The sequence below is a fragment of the Streptomyces sp. NPDC005898 genome (genome assembly GCF_040629635.1).
In the GTDB taxonomy this organism is placed as follows: Bacteria; Actinomycetota; Actinomycetes; order Streptomycetales; family Streptomycetaceae; genus Streptomyces.
Genome location: NZ_JBEXWC010000007.1, coordinates 1 through 23,915 on the forward strand (window position 1 = coordinate 1; position 23,915 = coordinate 23,915).

The following is a 23,915-nucleotide window of genomic DNA, read 5'->3' on the forward strand; positions in this document are numbered from 1 at the left end:
AGTATCGGGGCGACCCTCCGCCTTGCGATCGCACGCACCAGACGCCGCCAGGCCCGCCCTGCGGGCGGACGACGCTACTTTCGAAACACGCCCTAACTTCGCGCCCGGCGGGCGAGGCCCAGCGCGTACTCCGGCCACCACTGGCCGGCCTGTGGGCCGCCTCGGCAGGTGCCGTCGGACTCGCCGGGGCGTTTGATCCACAGGTACGCGTCGAGGGCGGGGTCGCCGGTCGCGGTGGTGGGCGGGGTGCCGAGCGCGCGGTCCGGCGGATTGCACCAGGCCTCGGTGCCGGTGTAGGGGCCGTTGCCGTTGCGGCTGCTGTCGACGACGAAGTGCTTGCCCCCGCCAAGCGCCGCGGCGACCCGGTGCCCGTACTCCGCGCTGACCTCGTTGGTGTGGAAGTTGGAGACGTTCAGAGCGAAGCCGTCGGCCTCGTCGATACCGGCGCTGCGCAGCGGGGCGACCAGGCGCTGCGCCTCGGGGATCCAGCCGGCGTTGCCCGCGTCGAGGTACACCTTGGTGTGCGGGCGGCTCTTGAGGCGTCGTACGGCATGGGCGAGCAGTTCGTAGCGCTCGGCGGCGTCCGCCCCGGGGCAGCCCGCCACCATGTGGGCGACGGCGTCCGGTTCCACGATGACGTACGCGTCCGAGGTGCCGAGGCCCGAGGCGAACTCCTCGATCCACCGGCGGTAGTGGGCGGCGTCGCGGGCGCCGCCCTTGGAGTAGGCGGCGCAGTCGCGGTGCGGAATGAAATAGGCGACGAAAACGGGGGTGTGCCCGGTCATGGCCGCCGCCTGCGCGTGGGCCAGTACGACGGCGCCGGGCGCGCCCTCGCCCGGCCACACGGCCTGGGGCCGCGTCGCGATGCGGTCGATGAGCAGGGCGTCGTCGAGGCGTCCGGCCGCGCGCCACTGGGCGGCCTGCCGGGCGGCGTAACTGGTCGGGTCGACCCAGAAGACGGGCGCCGCCCCGGGCGGGGCACCCGCCGCCGTGCCGCCGGTGGCGGCCGCGCCGAGGAGGAGGGCGGCGGCGACGATCAGTCGGGAGAGCGGGAATCGGGGGCGTGCGCGGTGAGAGGACGGCAGGGTCACCGGGCGGCTCCAGGCGGTCGGCGCCGGAGCTGCCCGGCGCGGTTCCCCGGAGTCTGCGGGCGCCCCGCCCCCGGCCACGGCCGAACCCCCTCCGGAACCCGAAAAAACCACTCTCCCGGCGGCGTGTCCAACACGCCGCCCGACCCAGACCGGCTCGCCTAGCCCGCCCACCGGACTGACGACCCTCGCCCGGCCGGTCGGCCGGTGGGCCGGTGGGCCGGTGGGCCGGTGGGCTCGTGGGCTGGCCCGCCCGTGGGCTGGCGGCCACATCGGCCTGGCGCCTGTCGGCCCCTGGGCCGGTGGGCTGGTGGGCCGGTGGGCCGGTGGGCCCCTGGGCCGGTGAGCCCATGGGCCGGCGGGCACGTCGGCCGGCGGACTCGTCGGCCTGACGCCTGTCGGCCTGTGGGCCGGTGGACCGGCGGGCTCCTCGGCCTGGCGGTTCGTGGGCCGGTTGGGCCGGTCGGCTAGGTCTTCGGCCGGCCGGGGCTGGTCCGTCAGCCGGCCGGCTGGTCGCGGGCCCGGAGGGCTCGTCGGCGGTGGCGTCAGTTCGGGCGGAATCGGTCCGCCGCCCTCGTCAGTTCCGCCGCGATCCCGCGCGCCCCCGCGTTGTGGCCCGCCTCGTCCACGAGGACCAACTCCGCCTCCGGCCAGTCCCGCTGGAGGCGCCACGGGGTGCCGAGGAGGTTGCCGAAGTCCAGGGTGCCCTGGACGATCACGCCGGGGGTGCCCCGCAGGGAGGCGGTGTCGCGCAGCACGATCCCGTCGCCGCCCAGCCAGTGGTCGTGGGCGAAGTAGTGCGTGACGGTACGGGCGAAACCAGCCCGGAAGGCCGCGTCCTCATAGCGGGGCACGGAACGCGGCGGCGCCGGCACGCACGCCGTCTCCCAGTCCGTCCAGGACCGCGCGGCGGCGGCCCGCACCGCCGGGTCCGGCGACTCCAGGAGCCGGTTGTAGGCGGCGGCGAGATCCCCGTCCCGGTCCTTTTCCGGCACACCCTCGCGAAAGGCCCGCCACGCCTCGGGGAAGATCTTGCCGAGGCCCCGCGTCAGGAGGGCGACCTCTGCGCGGCTGCCCGTGGCGAGCCCGGTGAGGATCAGCTCCGAGACCCGGTCCGGGTGCGTCTGCGCGTACCGCAGTCCGAGCACCGACCCGAACGACACCCCCCACACCAGCCACCGCTCGATGCCCAACTGCCGCCGCAGCAGTTCGAGGTCGGCGATCAGGTGGGGGGTGGTGTTGACGCTCATGTCCGTCGCCGGGTCGCTCGCGCGCGGCGTGGAGCGGCCGCTGCCCCGCTGGTCGAGCAGCACGATCCGGTAGGCGTCGGGGTCGAAGTACCTGCGGAAGAAGGGCGTGCAGCCGGAGCCGGGCCCGCCGTGCAGCACCACCGCCGGTTTGCCGAGCGGATTACCACAGGTCTCCCAGTACACGTGGTTGCCGTCGCCGACGTCGAGCATGCCGTGGTCGTAGGGTTCGAGGTCCGGATAGAGGCCCATCGCGGCACCCTAGGGCATGTTTCAGAGCGCCTTCGTGTTGCGCATCCGCCCGTAGGCGTAGACGCACCCGGCGAGCGCGAGGTCGGACAGCAGCATGAAGCCGATGGAGTACGAGTCCTTGGCGCTGTAGATGGCGCCCATGACCAGCGGCGGGAGGAAGCCGCCGAGGCCGCCCACGGCGCCGACGATGCCGGTGACCGAGCCGACCTGCGGTTGCGGGGTGACCTGGGAGACGAGCGCGAAGACGCTGCCGCTCGCGGTGCCGAGCCCGGCGGCCATGACGAGGAAGCAGATCGTGCCGATCGGGTACAGCTTCGGGTCGAAGGCCTGGACGACGGCGAAGAGCGCGACCACGGCGAGGGCGACCGAGGTGACGGTGGCCGGGTGGATCCGGTCGGAGAGCCAGCCGCCGACGGGCCGGAAGACGACGGTGACGAGCGCGAACCCGGCCGCCTTGGTCCCCGCGTCGGTGGGCGAGAGGTCGTACCAGGTCTTCAGATACGTCGGCAGGTACACCCCGAAGGCGACGATGCCGCCGAAGCCGATGGCGTACAGCGCCGACAGCTCCCAGGTGACCCGCAGCCTGCCTGCCTGCCCGAGCCGGGTGGTGAGCGCGCTGGTGGGCACGGGCCGGTCAGGGCGGTCGGTGATGAGCAGAGCGGCGAGCACCGCGAAGGCGGCCAGGGCGATCGCCACGACGACGAAGGGCAGGTTGTCGCCGTGCTCGGCGATGCGCGGCGTGAAGTAGCCGGAGAGCGCCACGCCGCCCATGCCCATGCCGAAGACGCCGAGCGCGAAGCCCCTGCGGGCGGGCGGGAACCAGGAGTTGACGAGCGGGATGCCGATGGCGAACGTCGTCCCGCCGAGGCCCAGCAGGAAGCCGACGCCGAGCATCGCGAGGTAGCTGTTCCGGGCGGGGATGATCAGCAGGACCGGCACGATGGTCAGCGCCGAGACGAGCGGGAACATCAGCCGGGCCCCGTAGCGGTCGGTGAGGGCGCCGACCGGCACGCGGCCCAGCGAGCCGACGATCACCGGCACGGCGACCAGCAGCGACTGCTCGAAGGAACTCAGCGCGAGGCGGTCCTTGAAGTCGCTGCCGAGCGGCGCCACGAGGTCCCACGCCCAGAAGGTGAGCGTGAAACCGACGGTCGCCACGGCGAGGTTGCGGTAGGCGGCCGGTGAGGGCTTCGCGAGAGTCTCGTCCACGTCCTCACGCTAGGAATCACCGCCCGGCACGGCTCACTGTGCTGGGCCATCCGGGTGCAGCCCCGCCTCGACGGCGGCCGAGCGCAGCACGTCGCGCAGCATCGCGGGCGTGAGCCTGCCCGTGAAGGTGTTGCGCTGGCTGACGTGGAAGCAGCCGAACAGGTCGAGGCCCTCCCCGGTGGGGCCGCCGGGCAGGACGACGTGCGCCCCGTGGCCGAACGCCGGCCGGGGCCGCGGCACCTCCCAGCCCGCCGCCGTGAAGGCGGGCAGCGCGGCCTGCCAGCCGAAGCCGCCGAGGACCACGACCGCCTTGAGCGTCGGCGCGAGCAGCTTCAGCTCGCTCACCAGCCAGGGGCGGCAGGTGTCGCGCTCCTGCGTGGTGGGCTTGTTCTCGGGCGGGGCGCAGTGCACGGGCGAGGTGATGCGGGTGCCGTGCAGCGTCAGGCCGTCGTCGGCGCTCTCGGCGGTGGGGCGCGAGGCCAGGCCGACGTCGTACAGCGCCGGGTAGAGGAACTCGCCCGAGCGGTCGCCGGTGAACATCCGGCCCGTGCGGTTGGCGCCGTGCGCGGCGGGCGCGAGGCCGATGATCAGGAGCGAGGCGTCGTGCGGACCGAAGCCGGGCACCGGGCGGCCCCAGTACGTCCAGTCCGCGAAGGCGGCGCGTTTGGTGCGCGCGACCTCCTCGCGCCAGTCGACGAGGCGGGGGCAGGCGCGGCAGCCGGTGATCCGCTCGTCCAGTTCGCTCAGGCCGTCCATGCCCTCCACCGTACGTAACGTACGTACGGTCAAGTCACGGCGCCCCCGGTGCCGGACGTACGTACGGCCAAGTCAGGGCGGCCCCCAGTGCCGGACGCACGCAGAATCAGGACAGCACGGCCCCCAACGCCAGGAATCCGCAGATCAGTACGGCCAGTACGGCGAGCAGCGGCCACACGAACCGCAGGTACCGGTCGTAGCCGACCTTCGCGAGCGCGACGCCGCCGATGGTCACCGCGGTCGTCGGCACCCACAGGTTCATCCAGCCGCTCGCCGACTGCCAGGCCGTGACGACGACGGCGCGGGGGACGCCGGCGAAGTCGGCGAGCGGGGCGAGGATCGGCATGGCCAGCGTGGCGTGACCGGAGGTGGAGGGGATCAGGAAGGCCAGCGGCAGGTTCACGAGGAAGACGATGACCGCGAACAGCCCGGACGAGGTGCCCTTGACGACACCCTCGATGGAGTGCAGCACGGTGTCCGTGATCTTCGAGTTGTTCATGATCGTCGTGACGCCGCGGGCCAGCAGGATGACCAGGGCGGGAGAGACGAAGTCGGCCGCGCCCTGGACGATCGTCGAGCTGAGCCGCTGCTCCCCCATCCGCGCGACGAGCCCGACGAGGACGGCCGCACACAGGAACAGGGCCGCCAACTGGGGGAAGGACCAGCCCAGTTCGAACCCGTACGGGGTGGCGTCCGCGTCGCCGGTGAGCGCGCTCGACCAGGGCACCACCGAGAAGATCATGAAGGCGAAGACGAGCGCGGTGACGACGAGCACGGCCTTGTGCAGCCCGGTCAGCCGCGGCACCTCGGCCGTGCCGGCGGCGCCCCGCTCGCGGTCGCGGGCGTCGTGGTCGCCCGGCAGGAAGCCGGACAGGGACCGCTCCGGGTCGCGCTGGACGCGCCGCGCGTAGCGGATGACGTACGCGACCGTGACGCCGGTCAGGACGAGCCACATGGCGCAGCGCAGCACGATGCCGTCACCGAGGGAGATGTCGGCGGCGGAGGAGGCGACGCCCGTGGCGAAGGGGTTCACCGTCGAGCACAGGACTCCGACGCCCGCGCCGAGGATGATGACGCCGACGGCGGTCATACGGTCGTAGCCGAGGGCGAGCATCAGCGGCACGATCAGCCCGTAGAAGCCGAGCGTCTCCTCGGCGAAGCCCTCGACGGTGCCGAGGACGGAGAAGACGACCATGACGCCGGCGATGAGCAGCGCCCCGCGCTCGCGCAGCCGGTGCGCGAGCCGGCCGATGCCGCGGTCCAGCGCCCCGGTCGCGAACACGACGGTGATGAAGGCGCCGATGGCGAGCACGAAGAGGAACACGCCCGCGCTGCCGTACAGCGAGCCGGCGTTGTCCGGCGCGACCAGCGAGGTCTTCTCGTCCTGGATGCCGTAGAGGCCGTTGACGGGAGAGAGGAACAGGTCGTTCAGGCGGTCGACGAAGGACTGCCCGGAGCCCACCCGGTGATAGGTGCCCTGTACCGGGGCGCCGGAGTCGCCCCGGTCGTACTGCCCGGACGGGACGAGGAAGGCGAGCAGCCACACGGCGACGGTGACGACGGCGAGGACGGTCAGCGCGCTGGGGAAGGTGAACTTCCGCCGCCCGCGCCTCCCCGAGGGGCCTTCGGCCGGGTCCCCGCCGACCGGCGTCTTGGCTTCGAAGGACGGCATGGGCAGCACCCCTGGGAGTCGTACGACACATCCGGACCGTTTTGTCGCTGTTGGTCCGGATTATCGACGGCGGTGCTCAGCGGTTTCCGGACGGCTCGCCGGGAGCCGGCCATGGCGCGCGGAAGCCGGACTAAGGTCGGGGCATGGCTTCGGAGACTTCAGGAGGCGGCACGGACCGCACGCCGGACGACGCCGGTGCGGGCAGCGCCACGGCGCCGAGCGCCCACGCGGAAGAGTCGGGCGCCCGCGCGAAGGAGCCGCCGGCGGGCGGGGGCTCGGTGCGCGTGGACAGCTGGATCTGGTCGGTCCGCCTCGTCAAGACGCGCTCGATGGGCGCCGCCGCCTGCAAGGGCGGCCATGTGCGGGTCAACGGCGACCGCGTCAAGCCCGCGTACGGCGTGCGTGTGGGCGACGAGGTACGGCTGCGGCAGGCGGGCGGCCGGGAGCGGGTCGTCGTGGTCAAGCGCCTCATCCGCAAGCGCGTGGGCGCGCCCGTCGCCGCCGAGGCGTACGTCGACAACAGCCCGCCGCCCCCGCCGCGCGAGGCCGTCGCCCCGGCCGGCATCCGCGACCGGGGCGCGGGCCGCCCCACGAAGCGGGACCGCCGCGAGATGGAACGCCTGCGGGGCGTGGAGGGCTGACAGCTCGGGCCTGGAGGGCCGGCAGCGCGGGCCCGGCGGGCCGGCAGCGCAAGCGCGGTGGGCCGGCTTCTCAGGCGCGAGGGCCGGCACCTTCAGGCGCGGAGCCGGGTGACCAGCTTCGTCGTCTCCTCGCGCCGCGCCCACGCGATCCAGGCGAGCGGCACGATCAGGACCAGCGGCGTGGCCGCGTTCTCCCCGCCGAACGCCGTCACCGTCACGATGAACGCGCCGATCATCAGGCCGATGAACGCCGTCGCGGCGAGCGAGGACAGCAGCGGGAGCAGGAGCGCGATACCGCCGAGCAGTTCGAGGGCGCCGATGGTGTACATGCCGGGCGCGCCCCAGCCGAGCTTGTCGAAGCCCTCGACGGCGGTGGGGTGCGCGATCAGCTTGGGCACGCCGCTCGCCACGGCGAAGAACACGCCGAGTACCACTTGCAGGGTGCGCAGCGTGATGCGGGCGGCGCGGCCCCGGGGAGCGGTACGGACGGCGGGGGCGGCGGTGGCTGTGGCGGCCATGGGGTCTCCTCGGTGAGCGGTCGGGCGGGCCGGCACCCCGAAAGGCCGCGGCCCGCCGCGCTGTGCTGCTGTCACCGGTATAGACAGGCCGCCCACCGGGAACTCATCGCTCTCGCACGGACTTTCGCGAAAATGTCGATCAGTCCGTGCCGCCGCCCGTCCTAGTCCCTCGCCCTTCGCCCCCCTCCGCCCCCGTCCTGGGCTCCAGCCACGGTGAGCCCAAAAGGGGCAGTGGGATGATCTTGGCGAATCAGCAGTGCGGTTCGACGAAAGCGTCCTCGGCCGGGTCGTGCTCGTCTTCGCGGCCGTCCTGATCGGTCGAGGCTCCGAAGGGTCCAGGCAGGCCGGGCTCGGCGCCGAGCAGGGGCCCCGCCCTTGAGCCGGTGCTCGCCGGGGATCAGCGGCTGCCCGCTTCGACCTGGGCCGGAATGCAACTGGCCCTCAGCGGGGCGCGACCAGGCCGATCTCGTAGGCGAGGATGACGAGCTGCACCCGGTCACGTGCGTCGAGTTTCGTGAAGAGCCGTGCGAGGTGAGCCTTGGCGGTTGCCACGCTGATGGTGAGCTCTTCGGCGATCTCGGCGTTGGACAGGCCGCGGCCGACGAGGGTCAGGACCTCTCGTTCCCGGTCGGTGATGCCGTCGACCACCGCCCGGCGGGTAGTGGCGGTGGGTTCGGGCCGTGCCGCGAACTCCTCGATGAGACGACGGGTGACGCTCGGAGCTATGAGGGCATCTCCGGCGGCGACGACCCTGACCCCGTCGAGGATGGTCTTCAGCGGCATGTCCTTGACGAGGAAGCCGCTCGCTCCGGCGCGAAGCGCGCCATAGACGTACTCGTCGTCGTCGAAGGTAGTGAGGATGAGGACGCGGGTCTTCGACTCCGGATCCGCGTTGATCCGGCGGGTCGCCCCGATGCCGTCCGTACCGGGCATGCGGATGTCCATGATGGCGACGTCCGGCCGGAGCCGTTGGACCAGCTCCACCGCCTCGGCACCGTCCCCGGCCTCCCCTGCTACCTCCAGGTCGGGGGTGTCTGCGATGAGAACGCGCAAGCCGGAACGGATCAGGGGCTGGTCATCGACCAGAACGACACGGATCATCGGCCTGCCTCCACAGACACCGGAAGCCGAGCTGCCACGCGGAAGCCGCCTTCCGGACGCGGCCCGGCGCTGAACTCGCCGTGCAGCAGACTGACCCGCTCGCGCATTCCGGCGATGCCGTATCCGGATTCTGCGACGGTGCCGCCCGAGCCGAGGTCGACGATATCGACGGCCAGTTCGTCAGGGCGGTAGTCGACCGTGACGCTGCAGTCCCGGGTGCCGGAATGCCGCACGACGTTGGTGACCGCCTCCTGGACAATACGGAAGGCCGCCAGGTCGACATCGGAGGGCAGGTCGCGACGTTCCCCCCGCCACCGGACGTCGACCCGGACCCCGGCGGCCGCGGTCTTCCCGACCAGCTCACCGAGGGCGGCCAGACCAGGGAGCGGATCCAGCGGCGCGGACTCCTGGTCGCTCCGGCGCAGCGCGCCGAGCATCCGCCGCAGGCCGGCGAGAGTCTCCCTGCTGGTGGCCTCGATGGCATCCAGCGCCTTGCGCGTCTCGGCGGGCTGGGTGTCCATGACCAGGCTGCCCACGCCGGCCTGGATTGCGATGATGCCGATGTTGTGGGCGACCATGTCGTGCAGCTCCCGGGCGATCCGCAGCCGCTCGGCCGTGACCGCCTGCTGCGTGGCCTGGGCGCGAACCGTGTCCGCGTGTGCCCGGTTCTGATGGATCGTGTTGCCTATCAGCCAGGCGATGACGACGGTCGGCGCCAGGGCGGCCGGCACCGAGAGGTTGAAGGCGTACCCGCTTCCCAGCCGCCAGACCGTATACGCGGCCAGCACGCCGACCGGGAGCAGGGCCGCGAGGACCGAGACCCGCCGTGAGCAGGTCGCCGCGGTGTAGCCCACGGTCGCGTCGGCCAACAGGAAGAGCACGACCGGCGTCGCCCGCACCTCCATCCCGAGCGAGAACACGACGCCCGCGAGCGCGATGGCCACGCCCGCCAGCGGTGCGCGGGACAGCAGCATCGCGCCCAGGGTCGTGACGACGGCGGTGACCAGCAGCGGTGCGTCCTCGATGTTGCCGTTGTACCGGAGCAGACGCTGCAGTTCGTCCGGCCGTTGGAGCGTGCGTACCAGGATGAGGGTCGACCAGAAGGCCGCCACCCACACACCCGGTGGCACACGTTTGAGCAGGGGTGGATGGGGGGTGGCGATCATCAGTCGATCCTATCGACGCGCTCCCATCGGGGCATTGGCCCACGGGCTTAGTCCCCCGGGCTACCAGCAGGGCTCACAAGTGTGATCCACCGGCCGATGCCCGCTCCTTGCCCTCCCCGGCAGCCTGGACCCATGATCGAATCCACCCGGCTGACCAAGCGGTACGGCGACACCGTCGCCGTAGACAACCTGACCTTCACTGTGGAACCGGGCAAGGTCACCGGCTTCCTCGGCCCGAACGGCGCAGGCAAGTCCACCACACTGCGGATGATCCTGGGCCTGAACGCCCCCACCAGCGGGGCCGTCACCGTGGACGGGGTTCCCTTCTCGCACCGCCCGCGCGGACTGCGTCACGTCGGCGCACTGTTGGACGCCCAGGATGTCCACGGCGGACGCACCGCACAGGCACACCTGTCCGCCCTGGCCCGCAGCAACCGCATCCCGCCGGCCCGCGTGGACGAGGTCCTCCAGGAGGTCGGGCTGGCCAAGGCGGCGCGGCGCCGGATCGGAGGGTTCTCTCTCGGGATGAAGCAGCGTCTGGGCATCGCGGGCGCCCTGCTCGGCGATCCGCCGGTGCTGCTGTTCGACGAGCCTCTGAATGGTCTGGACCCCGAGGGCGTGCTGTGGGTGCGTGGCCTCTTTCACCGGCTGGCGTCCGAGGGCCGCACCGTGTTCGTCTCCAGTCACATGATGGCCGAGATGGAGCACACCGCCGACCGGCTCATCGTCATCGGCCAGGGCCGGCTGATCGCCGACGAGAGCCTGGAGGACTTCTCAGCCCGCCATGCCTCCCTGGGCGTGACCGTGCACACACCCGACCTGGCGGCCCTGGAGGCCCTGCTGATCGCCGAGGGAGCATCGGTGCGCCGCGAGAGCGACCAGGCGGGCCGGATCACCGGTCTGACCGCAGCCCGGATCGGCGACCTCGCCCACCGGCACCGCATCGTGATGCACGAGCTCGCCACCCACACCTCGTCCCTGGAGACGGCGTTCATGTCCCTCACCGCCGACAGCGTCGAATACCTCGCAGGAGAAGCCCGATGAGCACCATGACGTTCTCCGGCACCCGGCCGTCCGCGAGCGCCACCGAACCGGTGGCCAGGTTCGTCGACCTGCTCTCCGCCGAGTGGATCAAGATGCGGTCCCTACGGTCGACCTATTGGGTGCTCGCCCTCAGCGCCGTCGTCGCCATCGCCATCAACGTGAACTCTGTCCACTCCGACCTGCCGTACATCGACCAGCCGCATCCCCCAATGTCCGGCCTCCCGCCCTTCACGTACGACCCGCTGTTCCACGGCCTGGGCAGCATCGCCGCCGACGTCATGGCACTGGCCGCGGCCAGCTTCGGCGCCATCACAGTCTTCGGCGAGTACGCCACGGGAATGATCCGCACCACGCTCGCCGCCGTCCCCGACCGGCGCGCGGTGATCACGGCCAAGGTCGCTCTCGTCACGGCGCTCACCCTCGTCCTCGGTGTGACCGTCTCCGTGACGTCGTTCTTCACCACCAACGCGATGCTCGCCTCCCGCCACGTCGGACTCTCCATCCACGACCCCGGCTGCCTGCGGGCCGTCACGGCATACGCACTGGTCATCCCGGTCTGCGCGCTCATCGGCATGGCGTTCGGCGCCGTTCTGAGACACGCCACGGCCTCCATCGTCGCCGTCATGGGGATGCTCTTCATCCTGCCCCTGCTCTTCGGTGGCGAGAGGTACCGGCTCTTGAAGGAGATCGGCAACCACCTGCCGCTGGCCGCGCAGGCCCGGCTGTCGCTGAACCCAGACGGCCACACCAGCCTGGGCGAATATCCGGCCACGATCACGGGTTCCTGGATAGCGCTCGCGGCCTGGACGCTCGTCTCGGTGGCCGTTGCTGTGATGGTCGTGCGGCACCGGGATGTCTGAGACCGGCTCAGCGGGCGGCCTCCGCCACGTCTTTGCCGAGCGCACTGAAGTCGACGTCGAGGCGGGCGTCGTAGTCGTCCGGGGTGATGCCGAGTTAGTGGGCGGAGTACTCGCCGAAACGCATGATGTGCCCGGTCAGGTACGGGGAGATCTGGGCCAGGTCGAGCGGGTCGATGACCTCGCCCTCAGCCTGCCGCTCGCGGACCACGTCCGCGATGTCCAGGGTGTTGTGGAAGATCACCAGCCGCGCTGTCCGAAGCGGACCCAGTCCGAGAAGCCGTTGAACGCCTCGACCTTGTTGGTCGCGGCCGTCACCCGGCCGACCTCGCGGAAGGCGGTGTAAGTGGCGTTGCGGCGTGAGACGGAACGAAGCCGCTTGAGCAGCAGGGTGGAGGAGATGGTGCCCTCGCGGACCGAGACCGTGGCCCGCATGAGGTCCTTGAAGTGGGTCTCGATCAGGCTCCAGTCGATGACGTTGCGGCCCACCTCGCCGAACAGCGCGTCGATGTGCTCGTAACCCGTGGTACGGCTCGGGCGGAAGAACAGCAGGTCCTTCCAGTCGCGGATTCTGGGCATCAGGTCGATGCCCAGCAAGTAGGCCAGGGAGAAGACTGGGTGTCGGCGTGGACCGTGGTCGGCTGCACCTCGGAGGTGTTCTTCAGCAGGCCCTCGATGATGTAGACGGCCTCCCAGACACCGCACGGCACGAAGTGCGTGAACAGCGCGATGTACAGGTCCGAGACGTGGTGGTACGCGATGCCGCCCACCTCCCGTACCGCACGGACGTCTCGGCGAGCAGGTTGTCCAGGTAGGTGTGCAAGTGGGTGCCGTCGGCCGCGGCGGTGGTGCCGCTGCCCCACGCACGGGACATGTCGAGCTGGGCGTGCGCGTTCACCACGTCGGTGATCGCCTCGTTGTGCCGCCGGGCGGCGATCGAAAGCTCATGGCCGGCCACCCCTGCGTTCAAAATCATCTCGCTGCCCCTTTTGGGCTCACCTTGGCTGGACCCCTCCTTATCCTGGGAGGAGGAGATGACGCTCATGATGCGCACGGGCAGTGAACCCTCGACCGCACGCAGTCCCCTGCGGATGCGTTTCTGGTTCAGCGTATGGGGCCTGGTGTGGGCCGCCTTCGGAACGGTCGCCTTCGCGCTGGCCGGGCGGGCCGGCTGGGCCGTGGCGTGCGGGGTGCTGCTGGTGGTGGTCGCGGCCGACCTGGCCTGGGTGGTGCACCGCATCCGCCAGGGCCCGCACTACCAGCCGGGCCGCGACATCCCCCCGTACGACCCGCCGGACGCTTCCTGACCCGGCCGACGGGCGCGGGCGGCCGGACCGGGCCGAGCCACGGAAGGTCCCCCAGGCCGCTCCGCGAGGCCGGTCAGCCCCGCTCCTCGAAGCGGGCCGCCGCCAGATAGTCGGGCTGGGGGTCCAGGGCCGCCGCCAGACGGAAGTGGCGCCGCGCCTGATCGGGCCGGGCGCCGCGCTCATAGGTGCGGGCCAGCGCGAAGTGCGCGAAGGCGTTGTCCGGCTCGCGCTCCAGCACGATGCTGAACTCCAGCTCGGCGGCGCGCAGCTGCGCGGCGGCGAAGAAGGCGCGCGCCCGCAGCAGCCGGGCCGCCGTGTTCTCCGGGTGGGCGGCGATGACCGTGTCGAGCAGCTTCACCGCGCCCCGGGGGTCCCGGGCGGCCAGGAGCTGCTCCGCCGCGCGGAAGTCGATGACATGGGTCTCGGGGGTCGTGTCGGGCACGCTGGGCTCCTTCCCTCGCATCCCTGTCTCAACGCCCGCCGCAGCCGCCTCTATTCCGCGCCGGGGCGGCCGCGCGGACACCCCGGGCAGGGGCCGTGCGGACACCCCGGCAGAGCGGTACGTTCTACGGCCCTACGCCCGCGCCCTACGCCCGCGCCCTGCGCACGAGGTCCGCCCAGACCGCCTCGACGCGCTCCCGCAGCCCCTCCAGCGGGCCGTCGTTGTCGATCACGACGTCCGCGATCTCCAGCCGCTTCTCCCGGGTGGCCTGCGCGGCCATGCGCGCGCGGGCGTCCTCCTCGCTCATGCCGCGCAGCCGCACGAGGCGGTCCAGCTGCGTCTCGGGGCTCGCGTCCACCACGACCACGACGTCGTACAGCGGCGCGAGGCCGTTCTCCGTGAGCAGCGGCACGTCGTGGACGACGACCGCGTCCGGCGGCGCGGAGCGTTCCAGCTCGGCGGAGCGGGCGCCGACCAGGGGATGCACGATCGAATTGAGGACGGCCAGCTGCTGCGGATCGGCGAAGACGAGCGCGCCGAGCGCGGGCCGGTCCAGGGAGCCGTCCGGCGCGAGGATCCCGCGTCCGAAGGCCTCGACCACGGCCGCCAGGCCGGGCGTGCCGGGCGCCACGACCTCGCGCGCGATCTTGTCGGCGTCGATCAGCACCGCGCCGGACGCGACGAGCAGCCGCGAGACTTCACTCTTGCCGGCGCCGATTCCGCCGGTCAGACCCACTTTCAGCATGACCGGCAGCTTAGGCCCCGCACCTACGCGTCGCCCTCCCGCTCGGCGAGAAAGCGTTCGAATTCACGGCCGATCTCGTCGGCGGACGGGATGTCGGCCGGTTCGGCGAGCATGTTGCCCCGCTCCTGGGCGCCCGCCGCCGCGTCGTACTGGTGCTCGAGGCCCTGGATGAGGGCGACCAGCTCCTCGTCGCCCTCCTGGATCTGCCGGTCGATCTCGGTCTGCGTGCGGTGCGCCTCGGTGCGCAGGCCGTGCGCGACGCCGGGCAGCACCAGGCCGGTGGCGGCGGTGATCGCCTCCAGGACCGTGAGGGCCGCGTCGGGGTAGGCGGAGCGCGCGATGTAGTGCGGCACGTGCGCGGCGACACCCAGCACGTCGTGACCGGCCTCCAGCAGGCGGTACTCGACCAGGGAGGCCGCGCTGCCGGGCACCTGCGCCTCGTCGAACGGGCTGCGGTGGCCCGGGACCAGGTCCGTGCGGTTGCCGTGCGGGGTCAGGCCGACGGGGCGGGTGTGCGGCACGCCCATGGGGATGCCGTGGAAGTTCACCGAGAGGCGCACGCCGAGCCGTTCCACGATCTGCTGCACGGCGGCCGCGAAGCGCTCCCACTCGACGTCCGGCTCGGGGCCCGACAGCAGCAGGAAGGGCGCGCCGGTGGCGTCCTGGACGAGGCGGACGTCGAGCGTCGGCACCTCGTAGTCCGTCCAGCGGTCGCGGCGGAAGGTGAGCAGGGGGCGGCGGGCGCGGTAGTCCACGAGCCGGTCGTGGTCGAACCGGGCCACCACCTGCCCGGGGAGGCTGTCCGTGAGCCGCTCGACGATCTGCTCGCCGGTCTCGCCCGCGTCGATGTATCCGTCGAAGTGGTAGAGCATGACCAGTCCGGCCGACTCCTGGGCGAGCGCCATGTCGACGACGGCGAGGCCCTTCGGCTCCCATGCGTACAAACCCTGCGGATCAAGCACTGTGACCGCTCCTCCTCGTGTTCGTAACGGAGAACGCACACAGGGCCACGGGCATTCCCGCGTTCAAACTCCTTCACGGGAGCGCCCGTCAGGGGCACTGCCGGCACCCGCCGCACAGCACTGCGGGCCCGCACTCCCGAAGGAGTGCGGGCCCGCAGTGTTCAGCTACTACCGCCTGGAGGCGAGCCTCAGCTCTGGCCGCCGGCGAGCTTCTCGCGCAGCGCGGCGAGCGCCTCGTCCGAAGCCAGCGCGCCGGAGTTGTCGTCCGACTCCGAGGAGTACGAACCGCCGCCGCCACCGCTGGACGCGGCCGGAGCGGCGCCGGCCGGAGCCGCCGCACCCTCGGCCTCGGCCTGGGCGTCGGCCTCGCGGGACTTGATGACCTGAGCCTGGTGCTGCTCGAAGCGCTGCTGCGCCTCGGCGTACTGGGTCTCCCAGGCCTCGCGCTGGGTCTCGTAGCCCTCGAGCCAGTCGTTGGTCTCGGGGTCGAAGCCCTCGGGGTAGATGTAGTTGCCCTGGTCGTCGTAGGACGCGGCCATGCCGTACAGGGTCGGGTCGAACTCGACGGCCGACGGGTCGGCGCCGAAGGACTCGTTGGCCTGCTTCAGCGACAGCGAGATCCGGCGACGCTCGAGGTCGATGTCGATGACCTTGACGAAGATCTCGTCGTTGACCTGGACGACCTGCTCCGGGATCTCCACGTGGCGCTCGGCCAGCTCGGAGATGTGGACCAGGCCCTCGATGCCCTCGTCGACGCGCACGAACGCACCGAACGGAACGAGCTTGGTGACCTTACCGGGAACGACCTGCCCGATCTGGTGCGTGCGGGCGAACTGCTGCCACGGGTCTTCCTGCGTCGCCTTGAGCGACAGGGAGACACGCTCGCGGTCCATGTCCACGTCGAGAACCTCGACGGTGACTTCCTGACCGACCTCGACGACCTCGGAGGGGTGGTCGATGTGCTTCCAGGAGAGCTCGGAGACGTGGACGAGACCGTCGACGCCGCCGAGGTCCACGAACGCACCGAAGTTGACGATCGAGGAGACGACGCCGGAGCGGACCTGGCCCTTCTGCAGGGTCGTGAGGAAGGTCTGGCGGACCTCGCTCTGGGTCTGCTCCAGCCAGGCACGGCGGGACAGGACCACGTTGTTGCGGTTCTTGTCCAGCTCGATGATCTTGGCCTCGAGCTCCTTGCCCACGTAGGGCTGGAGGTCGCGGACGCGACGCATCTCGACCAGGGAGGCCGGCAGGAAGCCACGGAGGCCGATGTCGAGGATGAGACCACCCTTGACGACCTCGATGACGGTACCGGTGACGATCCCGTCCTCTTCCTTGATCTTCTCGATCGTGCCCCAGGCACGCTCGTACTGAGCGCGCTTCTTGGACAGGATGAGACGGCCTTCCTTGTCCTCCTTCTGGAGAACAAGGGCCTCGATCTCGTCGCCGACCTTGACGACCTCGTTCGGGTCGACGTCGTGCTTGATCGAGAGCTCGCGGCTCGGGATAACGCCTTCGGTCTTGTAACCGATGTCGAGCAGGACCTCGTCCCGGTCGACCTTCACGATGACGCCGTCGACGATGTCGCCGTCGTTGAAGTACTTGATCGTCTCGTCGATCGCGGCGAGGAAGGCTTCCTCGTTACCGATGTCGTTGACCGCTACCTGCGGGGTGGTGGCGGTGGTCTCGGTGCTGCTCGTCATGTGGGTTAGGGCTCCGGTACGGACATTGAAGTCGTAGGTACTGCAACGCCGGGAGCCGATTTCGCTCTGCAGAAGCCGGACAGCCAAGGAAGCGCGGCTTCCGGCAAGGGAAGGCGCCTCGACAACCGAGGGGACATACAACAGACGCGAGCGCAGCCTGCTAGGTCTGAGGAGCGCAGGCTCGCAGCGCAACTTGTAGCATACGGGGGCGGCCGGACAGGGTCAATGCGCGAAGGCGTACACCCGGGGCGGAACGCCGCATACCCGGCACAAAACCTGTCGCCTGAGGCCACAGCGGCCGCACGGCGCCCCCTTCGCGACGAGACGCGACGCGGGATACGGAAGATTACGACGATGGAGCCGATCATCCAAGAGTCCGAGCTGCCCGAACCCGAGGCCACCCGCCGTGACGCGAATGTCACCGAGAGCAGTCGCGCCAACCGCTCCTGGTGGGACCGGAACGCCGACGAGTACCAGAATGAGCACGGCACCTTCCTCGGGGACGACCGCTTCGTGTGGGGACCCGAGGGACTGGACGAGGTGGAGGCCGAGCTGCTCGGTCCGCCGGAGGACCTCAAGGACAAGGACGTCCTGGAGATCGGCGCCGGCGCAGCCCAGTGCTCGCGCTGGCTGGTGTCGCAGGGCGCGCGGCCCGTCGCCCTCGACCTCTCGCACCGCCAGCTCCAGCACGCGCTGCGGATCGGCGGCTCGGTGCCGCTCGTACAGGCCGACGCGGGAGTGCTGCCCTTCAAGGACGCCTCCTTCGACCTGGCCTGCTCCGCCTACGGAGCGATGCCTTTCGTCGCCGACCCGGTACTGGTCCTCAAGGAGGTGCACCGGGTGCTGCGGCCCGGCGGCCGTTTCGTCTTCTCCGCGACCCACCCCATCCGCTGGGCGTTCCCGGACGAGCCCGGCCCGGAGGGGCTCACCGTGGCGGCCTCCTACTTCGACCGCACTCCCTATGTGGAGCAGGACGAGGAGGGCAACGCCGTCTACGTGGAGCACCACAGGACGATCGGCGACCGGGTGCGGGACATCGTGGCGGGCGGTTTCCGCCTCGTGGACATCGTGGAGCCGCAGTGGCCCGCCTGGAACACCCAGGAGTGGGGCGGCTGGTCCCCGCTGCGCGGAAACCTGATCCCGGGGACGGCCATCTACGTCTGCGTACGAGACTGAGCGGGTGATCCACGACCCCGCCGGCCCCGCCGCCCTGGACCTGCCCGTACGCGACGCGCTGCCCCGCCTCTCCTCCGCCCTGGAGGGGCCGGGCAGCGCCGTGCTGTGCGCACCGCCCGGCACGGGCAAGACGACGCTGGTGCCGCTGGCGCTCGCGGGCCTGATCGACGTGCCGGGCGCCTTCGAGGGCGTACGCCGGGTCGTCGTCGCCGAGCCGCGGCGCATCGCCGCGCGGGCCGCCGCCCGGCGGATGGCGTGGCTGCTCGGCGAGAAGGTGGGGCAGAGCGTCGGCTACACGGTGCGCGGGGAGCGGGTGGTGGGCCCACGCGCGCGCGTGGAGGTCGTCACGACCGGTGTCCTGCTCCAGCGGTTGCAGCGGGACCAGGAGCTGGCCGGCGTGGACGTGGTGATCCTGGACGAGTGCCATGAGCGGCACCTCGACGCGGACACCGTGGCCGCCTTCCTGGTGGACGTGCGGGCGGCCCTGCGGCCCGAGCTGCGGCTGGTGGCCGCGTCCGCGACGACCGACGCCGAGGGGTGGGCGCGGGTTCTCGGGGACGCGCCGGTGGTGGAGGCGCGCGGGACCGCGCACCCCGTGGAGGTCGTGTGGGCGCCGCCCGCCCGGCCGGTGCGGCCGCCGCACGGGATGCGGGTCGACCCGGCGCTCCTCACGCATGTGGCGTCGGTGGTGCGGCGAGCGCTGGCCGAACGGGACGGGGACGTCCTGTGCTTCCTGCCCGGCGTCGGGGAGATCGCACGCGTGGCCGGGCAGTTGGGCGCCCTCGGGGACGTGGAGGTGCTCCAGGTGCACGGGCGGGCGCCGGCCGCCGTGCAGGACGCGGTCCTCGCCGGGTCGCCGGGGCGGCGGGTCGTGCTCGCCACGTCCGTGGCCGAGTCGTCGTTGACGGTGCCCGGGGTGCGGGTGGTCGTGGACGCGGGCCTCGCGCGCGAGCCGCGGGTCGACCACGCGCGCGGGCTGAGCGCGCTGGCGACCGTGCGGGCCTCGCAGGCCGCGGGGCGGCAGCGCGCGGGCCGGGCCGGGCGTGAGGCGCCGGGGGCCGTCTACCGGTGCTGGACGGAGGCCGAGGACCGGCGGCTGCCCCGCTTCCCCGCTCCGGAGATCAAGCTGGCGGACCTCGCCGCGTTCGCCCTTCAGGTGGCGTGCTGGGGCGATCCGGACGCCTCCGGGCTCGCCCTCCTCGATCCTCCGCCGGGTGGCGCGATGGCGGCGGCGCGCGAAGTCCTGACGGCGGTCGGCGCGGTGGACGGGGCCACGGGCCGGGTGAGCGCGCGGGGCACACGGATGGCGCGGGTGGGCCTGCATCCCCGGCTGGCGCGGGCGCTGCTGGACGCGGTGCCGCGGGTGGGCGCGCGGCGGGCCGCCGAGGTCGTGGCCCTCCTGAGCGAGGAGCCGCCCCGCGAGTACGGCGACGACCTCGCCGCCGCGTGGCGCTCCGCGCGGCAAGGCGGCGACGGGTACGCGGCGCGCTGGCGCACCGAGACGCGGCGCCTGGCTTCGGCGGCGGAGGCCTCCGCCGGGCGGAGCGCTCCGGAGGCCGGGGGCGTGTCCGACGAGAAGGCGGCCGGGATCGTCGCGGCCCTGGCGTTCCCCGAACGGGTGGCCCGGGCGGTGGGCGGCGGGGTCTGCCTCATGGCCAACGGCACCCGCGCCGAGCTGCGGCCGGGCTCGTCGCTCGCGGGGGCCGAGTGGATCGCCGTGGCCGTGGCCGACCGGCCCGTGGACGCCGGGCACGCGCGCGTGCTGCTGGGCGCGCAGATCGACGAGGAGACGGCACGCGCCGCCGCCGCGCCGCTGCACTCGGAGCGGGACGAGGTGGCCTGGTCCGGCGGCGATCTGGTGGCGCGGCACGTGGAGCGCCTGGGGGCGCTGGAACTGGTGGTGCGGCCCCTGCGGAACCCGGACCCCTACCTCGTACGCGAAGGACTGCTCGCCGGGCTGCGCGAGGAGGGCACCGGGCTGCTGAAGTGGTCGCGGGGCGCCCAGGAGCTGCGGGAGCGGCTGGCGTTCCTGCACCGGCACCTCGGTGCGCCCTGGCCCGACGTGGCCGAGGACGCCCTGCACGCGCGCGTGGACGAGTGGCTGGAACCCGAGCTGTCCAAGGCGCGGCGCCGGTCCGATCTGGGCCGGATCGACGCCGGTCAGGCGCTCTCGCGGCTGCTGCCGTGGGCGACCGGCGAGGCGGCCCGTCTCGACGAGCTGGCGCCGGAGCGCCTCGAGGTGCCGAGCGGGTCCCGCATCCGGCTCGACTACTGCGACCCGGACCGGCCCGTGCTGGCGGTGAAGCTGCAGGAGATGTTCGGGCTGGCCGAGACCCCGCGGATCGCGGGCGGCCGGGTGCCGGTGCTCGTCCATCTGCTGTCCCCGGCGGGGCGCCCGGCCGCCGTCACGGCCGATCTCGCCTCCTTCTGGCGCGAGGGTTACCGCGCGGTGCGGGCGGAGCTGCGCGGCCGCTATCCGAAGCATCCGTGGCCGGAGGACCCGGCGGCGGCCGAGCCGACCCGCTACACCAAGGCCCGCCAGGCGCGCCGGGACGCGGACGCCCGGAGCGCCTGAGGCGTGGGGCCCAGGTACTCAGGGCGTGTTGGGCCGCGGGTCGGGGTCGCTCGCCGCTGTCGGGCGCGGGGTGCCCGGCCTGCGCCCGTGTGCTTCCAGCCACAGGGAGAGCGCGAGCAGGAGGAGGCCGAGGGCGAGGAAGCCCCAGGGGAGGTAGGAGGTCAGCAGGAGGACGAGGACGCGCTGGGACCTGACCTGGTCGACGGTGCTCTCGACGTAGTCCTCGCGCATCTTCACGTGCCCGGCGAAGACCGTGAGCCTGTCGCGTCCGCCGAGGAGCGAGCCGCCGCGCAGTTCGTTCTTCTGGATCTCCTCGCCGTAGACGGGGGCCCCGGTGGTCGGCTCGACCCAGAACCTGCGGACCGTGGTGTACCAGCGGGTGGTGCCGGTTTCGGCGAGGGCCTCGGGGGTGATGCCCTTGACCGGCATCGTCTTGGGGAAGGGGACCTTCGTCCAGGGGATGGTCTGCTCGAAGTAGTAGACCCGCACGCCCCGGAAGGTCCGTTCTCCTTTGTAGTGGATGGGTCGGGTGACGCGGGCCTGCGCGTCGAAGTACGCGTAGTCCCGTTTCTCCGTCAGGAAGGGCCACTTGAACTCGATGCCCTCGCGCTGGACGGGGTCCCCGTCGACGGATTCGCCGGGGGCGTGCACCGGTTGCTGGCTGTGCGCGTCGAAGATGTAGCGCTCGGGGATCTTGGAGACCATCTTGCCGTCGGAGTCCTGGACGTAGGAGAGCGCGTCCCAGACGACGACGTCGCGGTCGGTGCTCTTCTCGATCTTCTCCGAGGCCTCCACGTTGCCCTTGAGGGTCTGCACGATGGTCACTTTGTCGACCTTCTCGGCCTTCATCGAGCCGTAGTCGATGAGGGTGGGGTTCCGCGCCTCCAGGACGGCTTCCTGGTACTGGTTCGGCGGGACCTTCGTCAGGCGCGGGAAGGCGTACCAGCGCACGAGCGGGGACATGGCCGCGCAGAACACGGCGAGGGCGAGCAGGACGAGGCTGGCCTTGCGGCGCATCGCGGCGGCCTCCCTCCGTCTATGGGTGTGCGGGGACGGTGGTGAGCAGCGGCTCGGGCGACGTCTCGCCGGACGGGGCGCCGATCGCGGTGATCGTCAGGACGAGGGCGAGCGCGACGGCGAGACCTGCGGCGGCGGCGATGAGGGCGCGCATGCGGGGCCTTTCGGGTCGCTCGGCGGCGGCCGGAACTGATAGGCCGTCAGGTCGGGCACGGTAGCAACGCGCGGGCGAGATGAGAACACGTCGCGCGGCGGGCGATCGGGCCGCCCGCCGCGCACCGTCGCGGCGCACGACAGCAAACCGCCCCCGCGCCATGGTTGGCGCGGGGGCGGTCCTGGGGAGCCCTGGAGGGCTCCGGGGCCGGTCAGGCGGCCGGAGTGCTCGGCGTGGCCGGGGTGGTGGGGGTCGCGGGGGTGGTGGGGGTCGTCGGGGTGGTCGGGGTCGTCGGCGTGGTGGCCGCGGCGGTCACCTTCAGCTCGACGGTGAGGGTGGCCCCGCCGACCGTGACGACGCGCAGCAGATACGTGCCCTCCGCGTCACCCGCGTACAGCCTCGGCAGGGTCAGCCGGCCGTTCGCGTCGGTCTTCAGGCCCTTGAGGGTGCGGACCGGATTGCCGTTCGCGTCCTTGAAGAAGGGGCCCTTGTCGTTGGCCGTCGTGTCCGTCGCGGACTTGACCAGGGTGGCGCCGGCCACGACACCGGCGGCGGCCCGGCCCTTGTACGTGGCCTTGACCGCGACCCGGTCGGCGAACTCCTTGCCCTGCTCGCAGACCAGCGGCTCGTCGCCGATCCTGGCCAGCGCGTCGGCCTGGCGCTCGGTGACCTTCGCGCCGAAGTCCAGGCCGGTCAGCGTGCGGCCCACGACGGTGGCGCGCACGGTGAACTGGCCTGTCTTCTCGCCCGCCTTGATGACCGGGGCGGTGGCGCGGCCGGTGGCGGACGTCGTCACGACGACGCTCCTCGCGCCGCCGTCGAAGCGGGCGTCCGTGTCACCGGCGATCCTGAACTTCACCTTGACCTTGGCGACGGCCGAGCCCGACTTGGCCTCCGCGCGCACCTGGACGCGCTGGGCGAAGGTCTCGCCGGCCGTCGTGGCCAGTGTGCCGGTGCCGGCATCCTTCAGGCGGGCGACCCGCTCGGTGGGCGTGGGGGGCTCGGGGTCGGGCTTGTGGCCGCCGTTGCCCGGCCTGCCGCCACCGCCGTTGTCCGGCTTGTCGCCGTTGCCGGGCCGGTAGGTGCCCGTCATGTCCCTGTTGCCGGACGGGTCCTTGGCGGAACCGGTGCTGCCGGGCGTCAGGACCGGGTTGAGACCCGGGCCGCGGCCGTCGCTGCGGTCGTCCGGCAGGACGCCCTTGCCGTCGGGGACCTCGTGGGTGCCCTGGCGGTAGTACTCCAGCCACGACAGGACCGTGTTCAGGTACTCCGTGGAGTGGTTGTAGCTGAGGATCGCCTGGTGGAGGTCGTCCTCGACCGCGAGGTCACGGTCCGTGCCGCAGAGGTAGTGGCCGGCGGCGAGCGCCGCGTCGTAGATGTTGTTGGGGTCCTTCTCGCCGTCGTTGTTGCCGTCCTGCCCCGAGGTGGCCCACGTCGAGGGGATGAACTGCATCGGGCCGACCGCGCGGTCGTGCGTGCGGTCGCCGTCGTAGGCGCCCTGGTCCGTGTCGGTGATCTTCGCGAAGCCGTTGCCGTTCAGGACCGGGCCGAGGATCGGCTTGAGCGTCGTGCCGTTCGCGTCGACGCGGCCGCCGCGGGCCTGGCCCGACTCCACCTTGCCGATGGCGGCGAGCAGTTGCCAGGGGAGGTTGCAGCCGGGTCTGGTCTCGGCCAGCGCCGACTCGGCCTTCTTGTAGGCGTCCAGGACGGTGGCCGGCAGACCCGCCTCCACGTCCTTGTCGCCGCCGTTGGGGGCGAACGGCGGCACGGGGCTCTTGAGGGACGGCAGATCGGTGTAGTACGGCGAGTCGCCGGTGGCGGACTCACCCGCGGGCGGGGTGTCCGACGCACCCGCCGTCTGCCCGTCGCGCGGTACGTCCGTCACGCCCGGGGCCTGCGATGCGGCCAGCGCCGCGACGGCCGCCGCGGCCACCGCGCTGGTCACCGCCCCTCTGCGCAGTCGCCTGCCGATTACCGGTGCCATGACCGAGCCACCCCTCCCCTTATGCAGCTTATGCAGCTTATGCAGCCTGTTGCGAGCCGTCTCCGCCTCCGTACGCGGTCGCTTTCGTACGCGCGTACTCCCCGGCGGGATGGCTCTGGCGACACTACGACAACTTGCGGTGCCCGGGCACCTGTTCGTGCCCGGTTTTTACCGGTTGGCCAACAGGCCGCGACAGGGCTGTTACGCCAGGGGCCTCCGGCCGGGCGTCCGGCCCCTCGAAGTCGCCCTGGGGCGGGGCGCACCGTCCGCTGTGCGGGTGCGTCGTGGTTGCTCGCGCCGTT

Annotated in this window: 22 protein-coding genes and 1 pseudogene; 6 read left to right on the forward strand and 17 right to left on the reverse strand. The window is 72.2% G+C overall.

Going from position 1 to position 23,915, the window contains the following annotated elements:
* Window positions 1-92: 92 nt before the first annotated feature.
* The 5 genes from ABZ385_RS11890 to ABZ385_RS11910 form a co-directional block, all read right to left on the reverse strand.
* Complete coding sequence (locus ABZ385_RS11890; protein WP_358911165.1) at window positions 93-1,091, reverse strand: glycoside hydrolase family 6 protein; 999 nt, start codon at window positions 1,089-1,091, stop codon at window positions 93-95.
* A 542-nt stretch (window positions 1,092-1,633) separates the two neighbouring features.
* Window positions 1,634-2,587, reverse strand: coding sequence for a prolyl aminopeptidase (pip, locus tag ABZ385_RS11895; RefSeq protein WP_358911167.1), 954 nt, complete (start codon window positions 2,585-2,587; stop codon window positions 1,634-1,636).
* A 21-nt stretch (window positions 2,588-2,608) separates the two neighbouring features.
* On the reverse strand, window positions 2,609-3,796 hold the full coding sequence (locus tag ABZ385_RS11900; protein ID WP_358588000.1) for an MFS transporter: 1,188 nt from the start codon (window positions 3,794-3,796) through the stop codon (window positions 2,609-2,611).
* Between the two features lie 33 nt (window positions 3,797-3,829).
* Window positions 3,830-4,552, reverse strand: coding sequence for a uracil-DNA glycosylase (locus tag ABZ385_RS11905; RefSeq protein WP_358911169.1), 723 nt, complete (start codon window positions 4,550-4,552; stop codon window positions 3,830-3,832).
* A 106-nt stretch (window positions 4,553-4,658) separates the two neighbouring features.
* Window positions 4,659-6,224 carry a YfcC family protein gene (locus tag ABZ385_RS11910; RefSeq protein ID WP_358911170.1) on the reverse strand — a complete coding sequence of 522 codons (1,566 nt, stop codon included), beginning with the start codon at window positions 6,222-6,224 and terminating at the stop codon, window positions 4,659-4,661.
* Window positions 6,225-6,367: 143 nt separating this feature from the next.
* Here ABZ385_RS11910 and ABZ385_RS11915 point away from each other — a divergent pair, with 143 nt between their 5' ends.
* Complete coding sequence (locus tag ABZ385_RS11915; protein ID WP_358911172.1) at window positions 6,368-6,865, forward strand: RNA-binding S4 domain-containing protein; 498 nt, start codon at window positions 6,368-6,370, stop codon at window positions 6,863-6,865.
* A 92-nt stretch (window positions 6,866-6,957) separates the two neighbouring features.
* Here the strand turns inward: ABZ385_RS11915 and ABZ385_RS11920 are convergent, their stop codons facing one another.
* The 3 genes from ABZ385_RS11920 to ABZ385_RS11930 form a co-directional block, all read right to left on the reverse strand.
* Window positions 6,958-7,383: a DoxX family protein gene (locus ABZ385_RS11920; RefSeq protein ID WP_358911174.1), complete on the reverse strand. Its 426-nt coding sequence runs from the start codon at window positions 7,381-7,383 to the stop codon at window positions 6,958-6,960.
* A 441-nt stretch (window positions 7,384-7,824) separates the two neighbouring features.
* Window positions 7,825-8,484 (reverse strand): response regulator transcription factor, encoded by a 660-nt coding sequence (locus tag ABZ385_RS11925; RefSeq protein ID WP_358588010.1) that lies wholly within the window; start codon window positions 8,482-8,484, stop codon window positions 7,825-7,827.
* On the reverse strand, window positions 8,481-9,650 hold the full coding sequence (locus tag ABZ385_RS11930; RefSeq protein ID WP_358911176.1) for a histidine kinase: 1,170 nt from the start codon (window positions 9,648-9,650) through the stop codon (window positions 8,481-8,483). Before ABZ385_RS11930 ends, ABZ385_RS11925 begins: the two co-directional genes overlap by 4 nt.
* A gap of 132 nt (window positions 9,651-9,782) precedes the next feature.
* Between ABZ385_RS11930 and ABZ385_RS11935 the strand changes: the two genes are divergently transcribed.
* Window positions 9,783-10,694 carry an ATP-binding cassette domain-containing protein gene (locus ABZ385_RS11935; protein WP_358697520.1) on the forward strand — a complete coding sequence of 304 codons (912 nt, stop codon included), beginning with the start codon at window positions 9,783-9,785 and terminating at the stop codon, window positions 10,692-10,694.
* The gene (locus ABZ385_RS11940; RefSeq protein ID WP_358697521.1) at window positions 10,691-11,554 is read left to right on the forward strand and encodes an ABC transporter permease; all 864 of its coding nucleotides are present in this window, start codon (window positions 10,691-10,693) and stop codon (window positions 11,552-11,554) included. The genes ABZ385_RS11935 and ABZ385_RS11940 overlap by 4 nt, the downstream gene beginning before the upstream one ends.
* Window positions 11,555-11,648: 94 nt before the next feature.
* Here ABZ385_RS11940 and ABZ385_RS11945 read toward each other — a convergent pair whose 3' ends face one another.
* Both ABZ385_RS11945 and ABZ385_RS11950 read right to left on the reverse strand, forming a co-directional pair.
* A complete protein-coding gene (locus ABZ385_RS11945) occupies window positions 11,649-11,795 on the reverse strand; it encodes a Tn3 family transposase (protein WP_358588020.1) in 147 nt (48 codons plus the stop codon).
* A pseudogene (locus tag ABZ385_RS11950) lies at window positions 11,792-12,596 on the reverse strand (Tn3 family transposase). The gene ABZ385_RS11945 and the pseudogene ABZ385_RS11950 overlap by 4 nt, the downstream one beginning before the upstream one ends.
* On the opposite strand from ABZ385_RS11950, the gene ABZ385_RS11955 reads away from it, so the two are divergent.
* Complete coding sequence (locus ABZ385_RS11955; RefSeq protein ID WP_358911178.1) at window positions 12,586-12,858, forward strand: DUF6343 family protein; 273 nt, start codon at window positions 12,586-12,588, stop codon at window positions 12,856-12,858. The pseudogene ABZ385_RS11950 and the gene ABZ385_RS11955 sit on opposite strands and share 11 nt — an antisense overlap.
* Before the next feature lie 73 nt (window positions 12,859-12,931).
* On the opposite strand, the gene ABZ385_RS11960 is transcribed toward ABZ385_RS11955, so the two are convergent.
* The 4 genes from ABZ385_RS11960 to rpsA all read right to left on the reverse strand — a co-directional run bounded on the left by ABZ385_RS11960 (window position 12,932) and on the right by rpsA (window position 16,707).
* Window positions 12,932-13,321: a tetratricopeptide repeat protein gene (locus ABZ385_RS11960; protein WP_358911180.1), complete on the reverse strand. Its 390-nt coding sequence runs from the start codon at window positions 13,319-13,321 to the stop codon at window positions 12,932-12,934.
* Between the two features lie 124 nt (window positions 13,322-13,445).
* Window positions 13,446-14,045: a dephospho-CoA kinase gene (gene coaE / locus ABZ385_RS11965; protein ID WP_358911182.1), complete on the reverse strand. Its 600-nt coding sequence runs from the start codon at window positions 14,043-14,045 to the stop codon at window positions 13,446-13,448.
* Between the two features lie 23 nt (window positions 14,046-14,068).
* Complete coding sequence (locus ABZ385_RS11970) at window positions 14,069-15,007, reverse strand: PAC2 family protein (RefSeq protein WP_358588029.1); 939 nt, start codon at window positions 15,005-15,007, stop codon at window positions 14,069-14,071.
* A gap of 188 nt (window positions 15,008-15,195) precedes the next feature.
* Window positions 15,196-16,707 (reverse strand): 30S ribosomal protein S1, encoded by a 1,512-nt coding sequence (gene rpsA, locus ABZ385_RS11975; RefSeq protein ID WP_358588030.1) that lies wholly within the window; start codon window positions 16,705-16,707, stop codon window positions 15,196-15,198.
* Between the two features lie 354 nt (window positions 16,708-17,061).
* Here rpsA and ABZ385_RS11980 point away from each other — a divergent pair, with 354 nt between their 5' ends.
* On the forward strand, window positions 17,062-17,883 hold the full coding sequence (locus tag ABZ385_RS11980; RefSeq protein WP_358588032.1) for a class I SAM-dependent methyltransferase: 822 nt from the start codon (window positions 17,062-17,064) through the stop codon (window positions 17,881-17,883).
* Window positions 17,884-17,887: 4 nt separating this feature from the next.
* Window positions 17,888-20,458: an ATP-dependent helicase HrpB gene (hrpB, locus tag ABZ385_RS11985; protein ID WP_358911184.1), complete on the forward strand. Its 2,571-nt coding sequence runs from the start codon at window positions 17,888-17,890 to the stop codon at window positions 20,456-20,458.
* A gap of 18 nt (window positions 20,459-20,476) precedes the next feature.
* Here the strand turns inward: hrpB and ABZ385_RS11990 are convergent, their stop codons facing one another.
* The 3 genes from ABZ385_RS11990 to ABZ385_RS12000 form a co-directional block, all read right to left on the reverse strand.
* A complete protein-coding gene (locus ABZ385_RS11990) occupies window positions 20,477-21,475 on the reverse strand; it encodes a DUF3068 domain-containing protein (protein WP_358584755.1) in 999 nt (332 codons plus the stop codon).
* A 19-nt stretch (window positions 21,476-21,494) separates the two neighbouring features.
* The gene (locus tag ABZ385_RS11995; RefSeq protein ID WP_358584757.1) at window positions 21,495-21,629 is read right to left on the reverse strand and encodes an SPW_0924 family protein; all 135 of its coding nucleotides are present in this window, start codon (window positions 21,627-21,629) and stop codon (window positions 21,495-21,497) included.
* A gap of 211 nt (window positions 21,630-21,840) precedes the next feature.
* Entirely contained in the window at window positions 21,841-23,613 is a 1,773-nt protein-coding gene (locus ABZ385_RS12000) for a lytic transglycosylase (protein ID WP_358584759.1), read from the reverse strand.
* Window positions 23,614-23,915: the final 302 nt, after the last annotated feature.

Bases quoted from the DNA above. Each gene is read 5' to 3' on its own strand.
- pip (WP_358911167.1), bottom strand. From the start codon at position 2,587: ATGGGCCTCTATCCGGACCTCGAACCCTACGACCACGGCATGCTCGAC.
- ABZ385_RS11905 (WP_358911169.1), bottom strand. From the start codon at position 4,552: ATGGACGGCCTGAGCGAACTGGACGAGCGGATCACCGGCTGCCGCGCC.
- ABZ385_RS11910 (WP_358911170.1), bottom strand. From the start codon at position 6,224: ATGCCGTCCTTCGAAGCCAAGACGCCGGTCGGCGGGGACCCGGCCGAA.
- ABZ385_RS11915 (WP_358911172.1), top strand. From the start codon at position 6,368: ATGGCTTCGGAGACTTCAGGAGGCGGCACGGACCGCACGCCGGACGAC.
- ABZ385_RS11920 (WP_358911174.1), bottom strand. From the start codon at position 7,383: ATGGCCGCCACAGCCACCGCCGCCCCCGCCGTCCGTACCGCTCCCCGG.
- ABZ385_RS11925 (WP_358588010.1), bottom strand. From the start codon at position 8,484: ATGATCCGTGTCGTTCTGGTCGATGACCAGCCCCTGATCCGTTCCGGC.
- ABZ385_RS11930 (WP_358911176.1), bottom strand. From the start codon at position 9,650: ATGATCGCCACCCCCCATCCACCCCTGCTCAAACGTGTGCCACCGGGT.
- ABZ385_RS11935 (WP_358697520.1), top strand. From the start codon at position 9,783: ATGATCGAATCCACCCGGCTGACCAAGCGGTACGGCGACACCGTCGCC.
- ABZ385_RS11940 (WP_358697521.1), top strand. From the start codon at position 10,691: ATGAGCACCATGACGTTCTCCGGCACCCGGCCGTCCGCGAGCGCCACC.
- ABZ385_RS11955 (WP_358911178.1), top strand. From the start codon at position 12,586: ATGACGCTCATGATGCGCACGGGCAGTGAACCCTCGACCGCACGCAGT.
- ABZ385_RS11960 (WP_358911180.1), bottom strand. From the start codon at position 13,321: ATGCGAGGGAAGGAGCCCAGCGTGCCCGACACGACCCCCGAGACCCAT.
- coaE (WP_358911182.1), bottom strand. From the start codon at position 14,045: ATGCTGAAAGTGGGTCTGACCGGCGGAATCGGCGCCGGCAAGAGTGAA.
- rpsA (WP_358588030.1), bottom strand. From the start codon at position 16,707: ATGACGAGCAGCACCGAGACCACCGCCACCACCCCGCAGGTAGCGGTC.
- ABZ385_RS11980 (WP_358588032.1), top strand. From the start codon at position 17,062: ATGGAGCCGATCATCCAAGAGTCCGAGCTGCCCGAACCCGAGGCCACC.
- ABZ385_RS11990 (WP_358584755.1), bottom strand. From the start codon at position 21,475: ATGCGCCGCAAGGCCAGCCTCGTCCTGCTCGCCCTCGCCGTGTTCTGC.
- ABZ385_RS11995 (WP_358584757.1), bottom strand. From the start codon at position 21,629: ATGCGCGCCCTCATCGCCGCCGCCGCAGGTCTCGCCGTCGCGCTCGCC.
- ABZ385_RS12000 (WP_358584759.1), bottom strand. From the start codon at position 23,613: ATGGCACCGGTAATCGGCAGGCGACTGCGCAGAGGGGCGGTGACCAGC.